This window comes from Thiemannella venezuelensis (assembly GCF_014203605.1).
Classification (GTDB): Bacteria; Actinomycetota; Actinomycetes; order Streptosporangiales; family Streptosporangiaceae; genus Planomonospora_A; species Planomonospora_A venezuelensis.
The window spans coordinates 128,797-143,716 of record NZ_JACHJJ010000001.1 but is presented as its reverse complement, the minus strand read 5'-3'; the positions used below and the strand labels follow the sequence as shown (position 1 = coordinate 143,716).

Sequence of the window (14,920 nt, the reverse complement as noted above, 5' to 3'; positions counted from 1 at the left end):
TTCGTCCTGTCGAATGCAAAGATCGGTTCAGTTGGCAGACGGCCGGTGAAGGGCGGTAAGTACGGGTCTGCGGTGACCCGGGCAACAAGGCGTTCTACCAGGGATGTGAATTTTGCTACCCGGTAGGGCCCCTGTCTGAATTATTTGCGGTTGTGGAACATGAGACCCCGTCGAACATGTGACGCTGACCAGAACACCCCGCCGAGAACAGGAGACCGCCGATGCCCCAATGGAGCGTTGACCGTCGCCGCGTCCTGGCCGCGGCCGCGCTTGGCCGGAACCTCCAGGACCCCGGCCCGGTCTCCGACGAAGGCGAACTGCTGCGTGCCGTCAGCGGCGAGATCCTGGACGTCAGCCCACATCTGATCATCATCGGGACACCGGACGGAAGGGAGGAGCGGCTCGTGATCGCGCCGTGGGCGACCGCCTGGCGCGGCGACACCGTCGCCCCGGCCGACCTCCCGATGGGCGCGCAGGTGGTCGTCAGAACGCTGCAGGCCGGCCGGGTCGCCGAGCGGATCTGGGCGGACACCGTCCGGGTCACGGGCGTGATCGAGAAGATCCGCGGCAGGTCGGGGGACCGCACGATGGAGCTCTACTGCGGGCCGCACCGGGGCCACCGCACCGTCGTCATCCCCTACGCGGCCTCGGGCAGGCTCCAGGTCCGGCACCCGAAACTCGAACCCGGCTACCTGTTCGACGCCATCGGCGTCCGCGAGGACGGCGTCGCCCGGGCCCGGCTGCCCGCGACCTCGCAGCCGCCCTACCGCTGGACGGCGGTGCCCGAGCCGCCGCCGGCGTACGGCGGCGCACAGGAGCAGATCTCGGCCACCGTGACCTGGTCGGACGCGTTCGATCCGGACGAACGGGGTGCGGCCTACCCGATGCTGGAGTCCGCCGACTCCGGCTGCGACGAGGCCGGGGTCTCCTGCACCGGGCTGCCCTACCTCGCGCTGGGCTCGACCCTCGAGGTGCGCAACGTGTGCGCCGAACGCACCTCGATCGTGCCGATCGTGACGTGCGGCTGTCTCGCCGGTCGGTTCTGCGACCGGTGCCTGGAGTGCGGGACCTCCCCGCGCGGCCGGATCGCGGAGCTGTCGCCCTCCTCCTTCGTGGAACTGGGCGGGGACCTCACCAAGGGCTGCTTCAACGCCCGGGTCGGATTGGGATGACACAGATGACGCAGGTGGCGCAGGTGGCGCAGGTGGCGCAGACGCAGGTGTGGACGGCGGTCGCGGGCGCGCAGCTCCCGGTTCTGGGCCTGCTCCTGGCCCTGGGTGCGCTGGCGAAGGTCAAGACCGTCGCGAGCGGTTCACAGCCCGGCGCGTTGAGCGGGTTCGGCCCGGCGGTGCTGCTGGCCGAACGGTGGCAGGCCCCCGCCATGCTCGGCTGCGCGGCGGCGGAGGCGGTCCTGGCGGGCGGGCTGACGGCCACCGGGCACCCGTTCTTCCGCTGGGGCACGATCGCCTTCTTCGCGGTCTCCACCTACGTCCTGTGGGAGCTGCGGCGCCGGCGGCCGGACATGGGCTGCGGCTGCTTCGGCGACGTCAGCGCGATCCCGGTGGGGGTGCGCTCGCTCGTCCGCACCGTGGCGCTGACCGCCATGGCGGTGGGAACGCTGCGGGCCGGGCCGGTCACGGGGTGGTCGGTGCTGGCCGGGATCTCCTGGATCGAGGGCCTGGCCGTGGCCGGCGGGCTGCTGCTGGTCGTCGCGCTCTCGCCGGAGGTCGATGAGGCCGCCGCCAGGCTGCGCCACCGCGCGCCGTGCGAGCGGCGCCCGGCCGGCCCGGCGACAGCCGCCGCCAGGCTGCGCGCCAGCTCGGTCTGGCGGTCGAACCAGGACCTGCTGTCGAGCACGGAGCCGGTCGACAGCTGGCGGGAGCTCTGCTGGCGGTTCTTCGTCTATCCGGGGCGGAGCCGCGCGGGCGAGCCGGTGGACGTGGTCTTCGCGGTCCACCTCAGCGGGCGCCGCCCGGCGGTGCGGGTCGCCCTGGTCGGCGCCGACGGCCGGACGGTCGAGGCCGCGCCGCGGCCGGAGGCCGTCCCCGTGGCGGCCGGTCGCTAGGGTCTCCGGACCAGGACATGATTCAGCTCTATACGGCTCTCTAGCTTCCCCACTAGAGAGCCGTATAGAGGGCTAGGGGCCCGCCTCCAGTATATCGAACACACGTTCAGATCGGCTGGGAACGGAGGAACTTTCCGAAGTGCGGGACGGTGAACGCGATCAGCCCGCGCTCGGCGCTGTAGATCAGCCCCTTCTTGATGAGGCTGTCCCGGGCCGGGGAGAGGCTGGACGGCTTGCGGCCGAGGATCTCGGCCACCTCCGCGGTGGCCACCGGCTCGTCTCCGATCGAGGCGATGGCGTGCATGTAGTCGCGCTCGGCCGGCGTGGCCCGCTCGTAGCGGCTGCCGAAGAAGCCGACCGCGAGCTCCTCCTCGGCCTCCGGCGCCGACACCCTGACGTCCTCGCCGGTGATCGGGCTGTGCAGCGCGAGGTCCCAGGCGACCTTGCCGTACGCCTGGACGAAGTAGGGGTAGCCGTCGGCCGCCTCGTAGAGCGCGTCGAGGGCCTCCTGGGTGAACTCCACGCCCTCGCCCTCGGCGGGGGCGATGAGCGCCAGGTCGGCCGCCTCCCGGTCGAGCCGGTCGATCCTGGCGTAGCGGAACAGGCGCTCGGAGTAGCTCTTGCTGGCCGACAGCACGCTCGGCAGGTGCGGCAGCCCCGCGCCGACCACGATCAGCGGGCCGCCGCTCTGGGAGAGCTCGTGGCAGGCCGCGCAGAGCGCCGAGACGTCCTGGACCTGCACGTCCTGCATCTCGTCGATGAACAGGGCGATCCCGACGCCCAGGTCGGTGGCGACCGCCGCGGCGTCGACGAACAGCTCGGTGAGGTCGATCTCCAGGTCACCGGAGTCGGCCCGGCCGCGCGCCGCCGGCACGTCGATCCCGGGCGACCAGTGGGAGGTGCCCTTGGCCGCGGAGGCGTCGCGCATCGCGAAGGCCTTCAGCACGCCGAGGAACTCCTCGATGCGCTCGGGCGCACGGTGCCGGGGGGAGAGCTCGCGGATCGCCATGTGCAGGGCCGCGGCCACCGGCCGCCGGATCGACCGGTCGGGGCGGGCCTCGATCTTCCCGGTGCCCCAGAGCCGCTGCATGGCCATCGACTTGAAGGTGTTGAGCAGGACGGTCTTTCCCACGCCGCGCAGGCCGGTGACGACCATGCTGCGCTCGGGGCGGCCCCTGGCCACCCGCTCCAGCACGACCTCGAACTGCTGCAGCTCGCGGTCGCGGCCGGCGAGCTCCGGGGGGCGCTGCCCCGCACCGGGGGCATAGGGGTTGCGCACGGGGTCCACGGTCTCGGACTTTATGACGGGATATAGCGGCCGTCCTAGATTTCCGTAGAAAGCGCTACGGCGTGTCGCACGCCGCCGGACGAGGCCTCGCGGCCCGGGGAGGCGCGGAGCGGGACCGGACGGGGAGGGGGCGGGCGTGAAGGGGGCGGAGGACGGCGCGAGCATCGCCATGGCACACCCCTCACCTGGGCGGATGGCACCGGTGACGGCGCCCGAACCCGTGTTCGATCCGGTGTCTACGACTGTAGCGCGGCCTCGAACACAATGACGAGAGTTTTCGGAAAAAGCTCTCCCCGCGGCCGCCAACCGGAATGCCAAGAGCGCCGGCTAGCCGGCGAACCCCCGCACCAGGGCGGCGAGTGCGGCGGCGGCGATGAGCGCGAGATACCCGAGCACGAGCCGGGTGTCGCGCAGCAGGCACCTGCTCCGGGCCAGCCCGGCCCGGCGCGCCCGCAGGTATCCCGCGAACCCCAGGACCGCGAAGCCGAGCACCACCCACGCCCCGCCCAGCCACGCCAGCAGCGCGACGGTCGCGTAGACGCACAACCGGAGCGGATCGTACGGCTCCGCGCCCGCGCCCCCTCCGACCCGGGCCGGGCCGCCCGCCGGGCCCGTCCCCGTCCGCCCCGCGGGGACGGCGCCCTCCGGTCCCGTCACCGGACGTCCACCAGCCCTTCCGGCCCCGTCACGTCCACCAGCGGGAGCCGTACTCCGGGGTCGGCCGAGGCGACGGCGGAGAGCCGCTGCCGGGAGAGGGCGGGCCAGGCCTGGACCGCGCAGAACGGGGCGCACTGGTCCTGGTCCGACCGGGTGCCCACGTGCACGCAGCACTGCACGAGCCGCTCCTCCAGCATCGTCGCCATGTCCATGAACGGCTTCACCGTGATGCGGACCACCCGCTCGCCGAGCATCCGGCGGAGCCTGCGCCGCCGCCCCGGCAGCGCCGAGGAGGCCAGCGCCAGCAGGGTGGAGACGCCCAGGTCGCAGTTCTCGCAGATGTCGCGCCACAGGTCGCCGATCTGCGGGTGCGACAGCGACGACTGCTCCGACAGCAGGCCGAGCAGCGACTCCTGTACGGCCAGCCGCAGCTCGCGCGGGATCTCGCTGTCGGCGATCCGGTTGGAGACCAGGCCCAGGTTCTCCTTGAGCCGGTCGTGGCCGATCAGCGCGGTCAGCGACCGCCACCGGCCGGAGTCGTCGCGGATCATGTAGCCGACCGAGCAGCAGTGCGGGTGCGAGCAGGGCAGCGCGGTCAGGTCGCGCCAGGTGACGACCCCACCGGTCTGCGGGCCGAGGCGCCGCAACACCCCGGTGTGGGTCAGCCGCTCCATCGGGTCGATCGCCCCCGACCGGCCGGAGCCGAACTGCGGCTGCAGCGACACCCCGCCCACGTAGGGCGTGTCGAGCGCCAGCCGTACGACCTCGCCGATCTCCGCGTCGTTGACGCCGAGCGCGGCCGTCATGACCAGCGTCGTGAAGATCTCCCGCTCCGACAGGCGCCGTACGGCGTCCGCCTTGAACCGCCGCAGGTCCCCGCCCCGGTGGTGGCGGGAGGCCTCGGCGGAGGTCCCGTCGTACTGCAGGTAGACCTCGACCCGGTCGCGGTGCCCGGTGAGCAGGTCGAGGAGGGCGTCGTCGCGGGCGAGGAGGATCCCGTTCGTGTTGACCAGGATGCGGGTGATCGGCCGGGCGGTCAGCTCGGCCAGGAGGAGGCCCAGCTCCGGGTGGATGGTGGGCTCGCCGCCGCTCAGCATGAGCACGTCGAGGCGGCCGTTCTCCCTGGCCAGGCGCTGGTCGACGTTGGCCAGCACGTCGGCGACCGGGACCACCCCGCCCAGGTCGGGCGCGGAGCCGGCGAAGCAGGTGGGGCAGCGCAGGTTGCAGGTCTCGGCGATGTCCTCCAGCAGGATGCAGGTGTGCTGGGTCTGCGTCTCGGGGAGCCCCCGCAGGTAGGCGGAGGGGACCGGGTCGAAGTTCCCCGGCGTGTCGGGCAGGTGGGCCTTGGTGGGCGCGGTCCACTCCTCCAGGTAGGAGAGGATCTCCGGGTCCTCGTCGTACAGCGTGCGCACCAGGCCGTGCCTGCGGCAGCCGCGCTCCAGGTAGACCCGGCCGTCGCGCTCGGCGAGGTACCCGGTCAGGCGCGGCACGTCGTGCAGCGGACGCTCGGGGTCCTCGTCGTGGCAGCGCGGGCAGAACGCGTTGACGTAGCGGAGGATGCGGTCGCCCCGCAGCGCCATTCCCGGCCCGGTCACTGGTACAGCCCCGGGTTGACGCCGGTGCAGAACCCGGCCGACAGGACCGTGACCAGGCCCCAGCCGATCATCAGCCCGACGCCCATCCCCCTGGCCAGGGGTGTGCCGCTCTTGACCAGGACGACCCCGCTGCCGAAGGTGAGCAGCGCCAGGAGCGCCGCGACCACGGCGAAGCCGGTCGTCGAGCCGGTTCCGAGCGCGATGAAGCCGAACAGGACGTTGACCACGACGTAGACGACCACCCCGAGGAGCGCCATCCCCACGCTCGCGCCCGACGGGCCGCCGGGCGGGGGAGGCGGTCCGCCGCCGGGCGGCGGCCCCGGGGTGCCGGAACCCCCTCCGGGCGGCCGCTCCCCCGGCCGGGGGTCCTGGGAGGGCGGATCCTGCGGCGGGTCTCCCGGCGTGGTCATGCGCGCATCTCCTTCTTGCGGACGAGCGGGTCGTAGAAGCCCCGGCGGTAGCCGTACCCCAATCTCGCGGCGACCAGCAGCAGGCCGGGGACGAGGAACCACTGCGGGCGGGTGAGGTCCAGCCAGACCGTCTCGTTGGCCCGGGTGAACTCCACCAGGAAGCGGAAGGCGGCGTAGGCGGCGACGTAGAGGGTGAACAGCTCGCCGGGCCGGGTGATCCGGCTCCGCAGCCACCACAGGGCCGCGAACGCCGCCAGATGGAAGGCGATCTCGTAGAGGAACGACGGGTGCATGGCCTGCCCGGCCAGGCAGCCGGGGCAGCCCGGCGTGGTCGCGGGGGCGTGCACGCCCCACGGCAGGCCGGTCGGGCGGCCGGGGGCCTCGGTGAGGTGGCAGCCGATCCGGCCGACCGCCATGCCGAGCGCGACCGCGGGCGCGAACAGGTCGCCGGTCCTCTCCCGGTAGCCGATCAGCCGCTTGGCCACGAGCACGCCGGCGTAGGCGCCGGTGAGGCCTCCCAGGACGCTGCGGGAGCCGAACATCCAGGCTTCGAGCAGGGACGGGTTGAGGTCCGGGTCGAGGTGCTCGGCCCAGCCGGACAGGCGCATGCCGATCGCCCCGCCCACCAGCGCGCCCGCCACGGCCACCAGCGACTGCTCCGCCGGCGCCCCCCGGCGGCGGGCCTCGGCCACGAAGACCACGGCGGCGACCGCGACTCCCAGTCCGACGAAGAGGCCGTGCGTCGGCACGGTCCACCATCCGACCACGACGACCGGCTCCATCCGGCTCACAGTAGGGGACGGAAACTGGTTTCAGAGTCAACGACCCCCGGTCTCCGGCGACCCCCCGGGGCCGTGCGGCCGGGGCTCCCCTGACGCACGGGGCCGGGACGCGCCTTCGGCGGCCGGAGCCCGCAGGCGGAGCGGCGGCGCGAGCCGTTCTCACTCCCGGAATGCGAACGACTACGCTGAGAGGTGTCGCGTTCATCCGCCGGGGGTGACGAACAGGTGAGAAGCTCTGATTCCATGACGCGTGTCCGGATGGGCTCGGTGACACGTGTCCGGGCGGCCCTCGCGTTGACGGCCTGCCTGGCGGTGGCCGCCTGCGGCGGTTCCGGGCCCGCCACGACGCCCGCGCCGGACCCCGTGCCGCCCACGGTGTCCCCGGCGCCCTCGAAGGCCGCGACCCCGCCCTCCTCGCCTTCTCCCTCGGCCTCCGCCTCGCTCCTCCACCCGGTCTCGCCGACCCCCGCCCCGGCCTCCCCGTCCGAGGCCCCGCCGGCCGTCCCGTCCGCGGCACCGGCCCCGGCGCCGTCCGCCACCGGGCCGCCGGAGTTCTCCGCGAAGGTCACCCGGATCGCCCGCGAGCGGCTCGAGCACTCCTGGCGCTCGGGCTGCCCGGTGCCGGTGCGCGACCTGAGGCTGGTCACGATGACCTACTGGGGCTTCGACGGCAGGCCGCACCTCGGCGAGCTGGTCGTGCACGAGGACGTCACGGGCGACGTGGTCACGGTCTTCCGGCGGCTGTACGGCTGGCGCTGGCCGATCTACCGGATGGAGCTCGTCGACGTCTACGGGGGCGACGACTTCGACTCGATCGACGCCGGCAACACCTCGGCGTTCAACTGCCGCCCGGCGACCGGGTCGAGCAGCTGGTCCCAGCACGCGTACGGCAGGGCCATCGACCTCAACCCCCGGGAGAACCCCTACGTCTCCTCCGACGGATCGGTGGCGCACCGCAACGCCCGGAAGTTCGCCAGGCGCCCGGTGGACGCCCCCGGCGTGATCAACCCCGGAGACCGGGTGGTCAGGGCCTTCGAACGGCTCGGCTGGGAGTGGGGCGGCTACTGGTCCGGCATCAAGGACTACCAGCACTTCAGCAAGGGCGGCGGCTGAGGCCTGGACCGGCATCGCCAGTGGGCGGCCGGCCTGCGGTCCGGCCTCTCATCGGTTCCCGGTGCCTGCCGTCCTCTCACACCCTCGTGCGCCCTGCCCTCGCAGATCGCCCCGGCCGATCGCGGTCATCGCCGAAGTGGGCGACCGTCACGGCCGTCACCGCGGCGACACCGGCAACGAGCTTCGATGATCTCTGGTCGGGATCGTCCCTGCCGGATCCGGCTCACCATGGACAGGGAAAGCCTCCGGACCGAGGTGCGGGGTAGCCGTCCTGCGCGACGAAGCAGAACCGCAGTTCGCCGTCCTCGATCCAGAAGAAGTAGTCGAGGGCCTTGATCTCGAGAAGGGAGTGGGCGACGACGCGAGTGCCCGCCGACAGCGGCATGATGATCTCTTCGGCGATGCCGAACCGACTGCCACCGGGAGCGACGAGAAGTGTCCGGTCCCGATGGCCGCGGAAAAATCTTGAAAAGAATCCGGGAGCCGTGTCGATTCCGCGTCCGGCCGTACGACGCCTGGTCGGAGAACGAAAACGATCCAGCACCGGAGAGGACGCCTCATGACCGCCATCCAGACCCCCGCCGCCCCCGCCGCTTCCGCCCGCCGTACCCTGCGCAGGGTCCTGTGGGCCTTCCAGATCCTCATCGGCCTGTTCCTGGTCGTCGCCTCGGCGCTGCCGAAGTTCGCCGGGGAGACGAACGCGGTGACCACCTTCGAGCTCATCGGCTGGGGCCAGTGGTTCCGGTACGTGACCGGGGCCGTCGAGCTCGCCGGCGGGATCGGCCTGCTGGTCCCCCGGCTGGCCGGGGCCGCGGCGACCGGGCTCATCGGCCTGATGGCCGGCGCCGCGCTGACCCAGGTCCTGGTCCTGGAGCCGGCCTGGGCGCTGCTGCCGGTCGCCTTCGCCGCGGTGTTCGCCCTGGTCGCCTGGGACCGCCGGGAGCAGACCCGGGACCTGGTCCGCTCGCTGATCCGCTGACCCCCGCCCCGCTCCGCGGACAGACGACCCGTGCCCTCCTGACGAGGGTCACAGGTCGTCCGCGTTCCCGGCGGGTGCGGGTTCAGCCGCCCGGGCGGCGCCCGCCGTCCGCGTACCCGGCCTCACGGGGCAGGACAGCTAGCCCCGGGTCGCGGCCGGCCAGCCATGGCCCCAGCCCCCTTGGACCATGGTCTGGAACGCCCACCCGTCCGCGGTGCGCACCAGGAGGTCGGCATAGCGCATCGACTGCCGCTCCCCCTCCACCGTGACCGTGGCCTCCGTCTCGACCAGCACGAGGTTGGGCGTGAGGAAGCGCGGAGTCCGGACGGACGTCGTCTCCGTGCCCGCCGTACCGCCGCCCATGACCTCGGTCATCACCCGCACGAACTCCTCCCGGTCCCACTGGCGGACGGCGCCGAACCCGCCGGGCACGTCGGTGGCCAGGTTGAGCGGGAAGACCGCCAGGCCGGCGATCTCCTCGACGGCGCCCCGCGCGGCCAGGGCGTCGTACTCGGCGAACCAGGCCTCGACTCCGGCGAGATCTTCGGCGCTCGGCGTGAACAGCCCGTTCCGCACGTCGTCCTGCTGCATCGCGACTCCTTCTCATCGTTTTCCGTACACTGTACCGTACATCGTACGGAAAGTGGGGGAGCGGAGGCCGTCTTCCGGAGCGGCGCCTGCGGGACGGCCTGTCCCCACGCCGGGGGGCCCGGTACTGTTGCCGATCATGAAAGGAGGATCGGGGCGAGCGGCCTCGCACGAGAGCGCCGTGCCCTGACTGCCGATGGAACACCGCCACCTCGGGCAGAGCGGCCTCATGGTCAGCGAGGTCACCTACGGGAACTGGCTCACCCACGGCGAACTGGTGGACCGGGACCAGGCCGTGGCCTGCATCCGGGCGGCGCTCGACGCGGGCGTCACCACGTTCGACACAGCCGACGTCTACGCGCGGGGAGCGGCCGAGGAACTGCTGGGCACCGCGCTCGGCGGCGTGCGGCGGTCGTCCCTGGTCATCGCCTCGAAGGTCTGCCTGCCCACCGGCGACGGCCCGAACGACCGCGGGCTGAGCCGCAAGCACATCATGGAGTCCTGCGAGGCGTCCCTGCGCCGGCTGCGCACCGACTACCTCGACCTCTACCAGGCGCACCGTTTCGACGAGACGACTCCGCTGGAGGAGACCCTGGTCGCCTTCGACGACCTGGTACGGCAGGGCAAGGTGCTCTACCTCGGTGTCTCGGAGTGGACGGCCACGCAGATCGAGTCGGCCCTGACCGTCATCCGCGAGCTCGGCCTGCGCAGCCGCATCGTCTCCAACCAGCCGCAGTACAACATGCTGTGGCGGGTCATCGAGCCGGAGGTCGTCCCGCTCTGCCTGCGCGAGGGCATCGGCCAGCTGGCCTTCCAGCCGCTCGCGCAGGGAGTGCTGACCGGGAAGTACCGGCCCGGGCAGGAGCCGCCGGACGGGTCGAGGGGGAAGGCCGGCGGGCGGGCTCCCGCGTTCATCGGAAGGGTGCTCGGCCCGCGGCTTCTCGAACAAGTGCAGGACCTGCTCCCCGTCGCCGCGGAGTGCGGCCTCTCCGCCGCCCAGCTCGCGATCGCCTGGGTGCTCCGGCAGCCGGGGGTCTCCTCGGTGGTCGCCGGCGCCACCAGGCCCGAGCAGGTGACCGAGAACGCCTCGGCGTCCGGCAGGACGATCGACGAGGCCGTCCTGAAGCGGGTGGACGAGATCCTCGGGGATCTCGTCGACCGGGACCCCGCCAAGACGGCCCGGATGATGGCGGTCAAGCCGGACTGGGCGAGGTCCGCGTCCGCGAGCGGTTGACCGCTTCCGGCCACCGGTTCGAACGGCTGCGGTCCGCGCCGAACGACCCGGCGCCCGGTTCCGGGACGGGGCCGGGGACGGGCGGTGATCGGTACGCTCGCGGCGGGGAAAGGGGATTTCCATGCTTTTCGCCGTCGCGGCCGTTTTCGGGCTGACATGGTGGCTCGGGCTCTACGTGATCGTGCGGGATCCGGGGGAGCGCGGGCCGCGGCGGGCCGGGCTGGGACTGCTGGCCTACGGGCTCGCGCTGGCGGCCGGGCGGCTGCGCGCCGCCGCCGGGGATTCCGAGGTGCTGGCCGCGGCCGAGACGGTGCTGGCGCATCTGCCGGTGCTGCTGTGGACCGGTGCCGTGCTGACACTGGTCCCCGGGAGTGAGCGGCTGGACAGGGCCTGGTCGAGAGGGCTCGTCCCGATCACGGCCGCCGCGCTCGCGTGGTTGACGATCACCGGCTGGGACTCGGAGGCGGGGGCCGGGGAGGCGGCGGTCGCGGGGGCGGGCGTCGCGGTGCGGGCGGTGACCGGCGTGCTTCTGCTGGTTCCGCTGGCCGGGGTCCTGGCGCTGCTGGTTCGGGCCAGGCCGCCGCGGGTCGGCGGGCTGGTGACGGTCGCCACGCTGTTCTTCGGGCTGGGCGCGGCGCTGCTGGTGTTCCCGCTGCTCGACCCGGCCGGCCCGGTCGGCACGCTCGCCGTACTGGCCATCGACGTGGACATGGCCCTGCTGGGCGTGGCCATCGCGATGTCCAGCGCGTTCCAGGCGGGTGAGGCGCTCTGGCGCGACATGCTGCGCTCCCTGCTGGGGGCGGTGGTCGTGATGGCCGCCTCCGGCGGGCAGGTGGCGCTGGCCATCGTGCTCGGCGGGACCTCCCCCGCCCTGGCGGCACTGCTGTTCGGCGTGGTCGCCGTGGCCGTCGCCGTGCAGACGCTGGCCGGTCCGGTGCACCGGGCCCTGGACCGGATCGCCTTCCCCGGCGACCGGGAGCTGCGCCGGGAGCGGGCCGAGCTGCGCGACTCCGCCGAGGCGCTGCCCCGCCGCGAGCAGGGTCCGCCGCCGCTGGACGAGGCCGAGTTCACCCGCCTGACGCGGCGGGCCCTGGCGGGCTACGGCGACCTGGGCAAGCTCGCCAGCAGCCCGCTCGCCAACCTGCCGGTGATCGACAAGCGGGTCACCGGCGACAGTCCCCTGGAGCGGGCGGCCGAGCTGCGCACCCTCCTGCTGGAGAGCATCCGGCGGCTCAAGCCCCGGGACGGGGAGTTCGGCACGAGCGAGGAGTGGCGGTTCTACAACGTGCTCTACTTCCCGTACGTCCGGGGCCTGCGGCCGTACCGGCGCGGGGCCGGGCGCGGCGGGCTCGGCCCCGAGGATCGGCAGGCGTTCGACTGGTTCCTCCGCGAGGTTCCCGAACGCACGCTCTACAACTGGCAGAACGCGGCGGCCAAACTCGTCGCCGACGATCTCCGTACGGAGAACCGGCAGTGAATGGCAGTGCCATGTCTGCAGATGGCAGCGGGTGAGGCGGTGTGCTGAGGACGTCGGAAGCCGACGCACTCGCAAAGCCGAACCACAGAGGAGAGACCGATGACCGCGACCGCCACCGCGACCCGCCGCACCCCCCTGCTCACCCGCGCGCTGCAGGCCGACACCGTCCTCACCGGAGGGTTCGCCGTCATCCTTGCCGCCGCCGCGACCCCGCTCGCCGGTCTGCTCGACCTCCCCGAGCCGCTGCTGCGCTGGGCCGGGATCGTCCTGCTGCCGTTCACCGGCTACCTCGCCTACCTGGCGACCCGTCCGGCCCCTCCCCGGCGGGGCGTGCAGGCGGTGATCGCCGTCAACGTGCTGTGGACCGTCGACAGCATCGCGCTGCTGTTCACCGGCTGGGTCGACCCCAACCCGCTGGGCGTCGCCTTCGTCATCGCGCAGGCCCTCGCGGTCGCCGGCTTCGCCGAGCTCCACTACACGGGGCTGCGCCGGAGCTGACGCCCCGCCCGGATCCCGGGGCCCTGCCGCGCGGGCGTCCCCCGCGCGGCGGGGCCCTCCCGCACGAGCGGGCCCGTCCGCTCCCCCGGGAGCACGGGAAAACGCCGAAGAGGGATCCCCCTGCGAGGAAATCGCTAAGCATAATGGACGCTATGGCGGCCGGTGATGGGGACGGTTGGGCCCACTGCGCGCGAGGGCACCGGCACTGGGGGGTGCACGGTGCCTCCGGGCTGCTCGCGGTGCACCACGATGCCGGTGGCACGCCGCACATCCTGATGCAGAAGCGCTCCTTCTGGAGCCACCACGGCGGTACCTGGGGCCTGCCCGGCGGGGCCAGGGACAGCCACGAGGACGCGATCTCCAGCGCGCTGCGCGAGGCCCGCGAGGAGGCCGCGCTGTACGGCGACGGCCTGCGCGTGCAGGGCGTGTACCTGGACGACCACGGCGGCTGGTCCTTCGAGACCGTCATCGCCGAGGCCGACGGACTGCTGCCCGCCGCCCCGGCCAACAGCGAGAGCGCCGACCTGCGCTGGCTCCCCCTCGACCAGGTCGCCGCCAGGAGGCTCCATCCCGGCTTCGCCGAGACCTGGCCCGCGGTCAGCCGGGCCCTCCGCCCCCTGGTGATCGTCCTGGACGCCGCCAACATCGTCGGGGCCAGGGCCGAGCACGGCTGGTGGAGGGACCGAGCCGGGGCCACCGCCCGGCTGGCGACCGAGGTCAGCGCCCTCGTCGGCAGCGGGCTGCGTGCCGTGCCCGAGCGCTTCCCCGCCCTGGCCCGCTGGTTCCCCCGGATCGTGATGGTGGTGGAGGGCGCCGCCCGCGGGGTGGCCCCGCTGCCCGGCGTCACCGTCATGGCCGCCCCGGGCAGCGGCGACGACACCATCGTGCGCGCCGTACAGGACGCCCCTTCCTGGGAGGACGTCCTCGTGGTCACCGCCGACCGGGCCCTGCGCGAGCGGGTCACCGAGCGCGGCGCCGAGGTCACCGGCCCCCGGTGGCTCCTCGCCCAGCTCTCGGCCGCCGGCTCCTGAGAGCCGGGGACGCCACCGCCCGGTCCCGGGTGCGGAGGACGGCGGGAGCGGGAGAGCGCCCCTCCCCGCCGCGGGCGGCCCCGCCCGGTGAACATCCGGGGTTTCACGTGGAACATGTCCACAGGCGCGGGTCCGGACCCCGCGGAATCTGAGACGATGCGGGCCATGTCCTCTCTCCGCGCAGACTCGGACCGGCCGTGGGCCGCTGAGGACGGGTCGATCCCGCCGGCCTCCTGGGGGAGGCGCGACGCCTCACCGGGGCGGGCTCTGCCGTGGGGGTTCGTGCTCGTCGTCGTGCTCCTCGTCGCGGGGCGTTTCGTGCTCGCGCCGTACCTGACCTCGGCGGCGCTGCAGACCTGGGCCACGGTCTTCGTGGCGATCTGCGTGCAGGCGCTGCCGTTCCTGGTCTTCGGGGTCGCCCTGTCCGCCGCGATCACCGCGTTCGTCCCCGCCTCGTCCTGGACCCGGGCCCTGCCCCGGCACCCGGCGGCGGCCGTGCCCGTCGCGGGGATGGCCGGGGCCGTGCTGCCGGGCTGCGAGTGCGCGTCCGTCCCGGTCGCGTCGGGGCTCATGGCACGGGGGGTGACCCCGGCCGCGGCGCTGGCCTTCCTGCTCGCCTCCCCGGCGATCAACCCGATCGTGCTGGTCGCGACCGCCGTGGCCTTCCCCGGCCAGCCGCTGATGGTCGCGGCCAGGTTCGGCGCCTCACTGGTCGTGGCGGTGCTGGCGGGCTGGCTGTGGCTCCGGTTCGGCAGGAGCGAGTGGCTGCGGATCCCGTCCCGCCCGCACGGCGAGGGCTCGAAGCTGGCAGCGTTCGCCGAGGCCATGCGGCACGACCTGCTGCACGCGGGCGGGTTCCTCATCGTCGGCGGACTGGCCGCGGCCACGATCAACGTGCTGGTCCCCCGCGAGTGGCTGACCGCGGTGGCGCAGATCCCGTGGCTGGCGGTGCTGGTCATGGCGCTGCTCGCCGTGCTGCTCTCGATCTGCTCGGAGGCGGACGCGTTCGTGGCCGCCTCGATGAGCGCGTTCTCGCCGATCGCCAAGCTGGCCTTCATGGTCGTCGGACCGATGGTCGACCTCAAGCTGATCGCGCTGCAGACCGGCACGTTCGGCCGGGCCTTCACGGTCAGGTTCGTCCCGCTGACCTTCGGGCTCGCCGTGTCGGCGAGCGCCCTGTTCGGATGGCTGCTGCTGTGAACC

Annotated in this window: 16 protein-coding genes; 9 read left to right on the top strand and 7 right to left on the bottom strand. The window is 73.3% G+C overall.

All coding sequences use genetic code 11. The features are described 5' to 3' along the window. Positions 1-221 precede the first annotated feature (221 nt). Both FHS22_RS00765 and FHS22_RS00760 read left to right on the top strand, forming a co-directional pair. Positions 222-1,172, top strand: coding sequence for a hypothetical protein (locus FHS22_RS00765; RefSeq protein WP_184937378.1), 951 nt, complete (start codon positions 222-224; stop codon positions 1,170-1,172). Between the two features lie 5 nt (positions 1,173-1,177). Next, positions 1,178-2,065: a MauE/DoxX family redox-associated membrane protein gene (locus tag FHS22_RS00760; RefSeq protein ID WP_221473072.1), complete on the top strand. Its 888-nt coding sequence runs from the start codon at positions 1,178-1,180 to the stop codon at positions 2,063-2,065. Between the two features lie 106 nt (positions 2,066-2,171). On the opposite strand, the gene FHS22_RS00755 is transcribed toward FHS22_RS00760, so the two are convergent. The 5 genes from FHS22_RS00755 to FHS22_RS00735 all read right to left on the bottom strand — a co-directional run bounded on the left by FHS22_RS00755 (position 2,172) and on the right by FHS22_RS00735 (position 6,797). Continuing rightward, positions 2,172-3,353: an ATP-binding protein gene (locus tag FHS22_RS00755; RefSeq protein WP_184937376.1), complete on the bottom strand. Its 1,182-nt coding sequence runs from the start codon at positions 3,351-3,353 to the stop codon at positions 2,172-2,174. Positions 3,354-3,680: 327 nt separating this feature from the next. Continuing rightward, positions 3,681-4,010, bottom strand: a complete 330-nt coding sequence (locus FHS22_RS00750) for a hypothetical protein (RefSeq protein ID WP_260407556.1) — start codon at positions 4,008-4,010, stop codon at positions 3,681-3,683. Next, complete coding sequence (locus tag FHS22_RS00745; RefSeq protein ID WP_338047541.1) at positions 4,007-5,605, bottom strand: radical SAM protein; 1,599 nt, start codon at positions 5,603-5,605, stop codon at positions 4,007-4,009. The genes FHS22_RS00750 and FHS22_RS00745 overlap by 4 nt, the downstream gene beginning before the upstream one ends. Next, a complete protein-coding gene (locus FHS22_RS00740; RefSeq protein WP_184937374.1) occupies positions 5,602-6,015 on the bottom strand; it encodes a hypothetical protein in 414 nt (137 codons plus the stop codon). Before FHS22_RS00740 ends, FHS22_RS00745 begins: the two co-directional genes overlap by 4 nt. Continuing rightward, the gene (locus FHS22_RS00735; RefSeq protein ID WP_184937372.1) at positions 6,012-6,797 is read right to left on the bottom strand and encodes a prolipoprotein diacylglyceryl transferase; all 786 of its coding nucleotides are present in this window, start codon (positions 6,795-6,797) and stop codon (positions 6,012-6,014) included. Before FHS22_RS00735 ends, FHS22_RS00740 begins: the two co-directional genes overlap by 4 nt. A 243-nt stretch (positions 6,798-7,040) precedes the next feature. Here FHS22_RS00735 and FHS22_RS00730 point away from each other — a divergent pair, with 243 nt between their 5' ends. Continuing rightward, positions 7,041-7,910, top strand: coding sequence for a M15 family metallopeptidase (locus tag FHS22_RS00730; RefSeq protein ID WP_260407555.1), 870 nt, complete (start codon positions 7,041-7,043; stop codon positions 7,908-7,910). A gap of 223 nt (positions 7,911-8,133) precedes the next feature. Here the strand turns inward: FHS22_RS00730 and FHS22_RS00725 are convergent, their stop codons facing one another. Then, entirely contained in the window at positions 8,134-8,454 is a 321-nt protein-coding gene (locus tag FHS22_RS00725; RefSeq protein WP_184937370.1) for a DUF6461 domain-containing protein, read from the bottom strand. A gap of 15 nt (positions 8,455-8,469) precedes the next feature. Between FHS22_RS00725 and FHS22_RS00720 the strand changes: the two genes are divergently transcribed. Next, complete coding sequence (locus FHS22_RS00720; RefSeq protein ID WP_184937369.1) at positions 8,470-8,889, top strand: DoxX family protein; 420 nt, start codon at positions 8,470-8,472, stop codon at positions 8,887-8,889. Positions 8,890-9,027: 138 nt separating this feature from the next. On the opposite strand, the gene FHS22_RS00715 is transcribed toward FHS22_RS00720, so the two are convergent. Further along, positions 9,028-9,480: a nuclear transport factor 2 family protein gene (locus FHS22_RS00715; protein ID WP_184937367.1), complete on the bottom strand. Its 453-nt coding sequence runs from the start codon at positions 9,478-9,480 to the stop codon at positions 9,028-9,030. 193 nt (positions 9,481-9,673) lie between these two features. Between FHS22_RS00715 and FHS22_RS00710 the strand changes: the two genes are divergently transcribed. The 5 genes from FHS22_RS00710 (at position 9,674) to FHS22_RS00690 (ending at position 14,917) form a co-directional block, all read left to right on the top strand. Next, positions 9,674-10,711, top strand: coding sequence for an aldo/keto reductase family protein (locus FHS22_RS00710; protein ID WP_184937365.1), 1,038 nt, complete (start codon positions 9,674-9,676; stop codon positions 10,709-10,711). A 121-nt stretch (positions 10,712-10,832) separates the two neighbouring features. Further along, positions 10,833-12,188: a hypothetical protein gene (locus FHS22_RS00705; protein WP_184937363.1), complete on the top strand. Its 1,356-nt coding sequence runs from the start codon at positions 10,833-10,835 to the stop codon at positions 12,186-12,188. A gap of 99 nt (positions 12,189-12,287) precedes the next feature. Beyond that, the gene (locus FHS22_RS00700) at positions 12,288-12,686 is read left to right on the top strand and encodes a hypothetical protein (RefSeq protein ID WP_184937361.1); all 399 of its coding nucleotides are present in this window, start codon (positions 12,288-12,290) and stop codon (positions 12,684-12,686) included. A 152-nt stretch (positions 12,687-12,838) separates the two neighbouring features. Further along, complete coding sequence (locus FHS22_RS00695; RefSeq protein ID WP_184937359.1) at positions 12,839-13,717, top strand: NUDIX hydrolase; 879 nt, start codon at positions 12,839-12,841, stop codon at positions 13,715-13,717. A gap of 165 nt (positions 13,718-13,882) precedes the next feature. Next, positions 13,883-14,917, top strand: a complete 1,035-nt coding sequence (locus FHS22_RS00690) for a permease (RefSeq protein ID WP_184937357.1) — start codon at positions 13,883-13,885, stop codon at positions 14,915-14,917. The last annotated feature ends 3 nt before the right edge of the window (positions 14,918-14,920 follow it).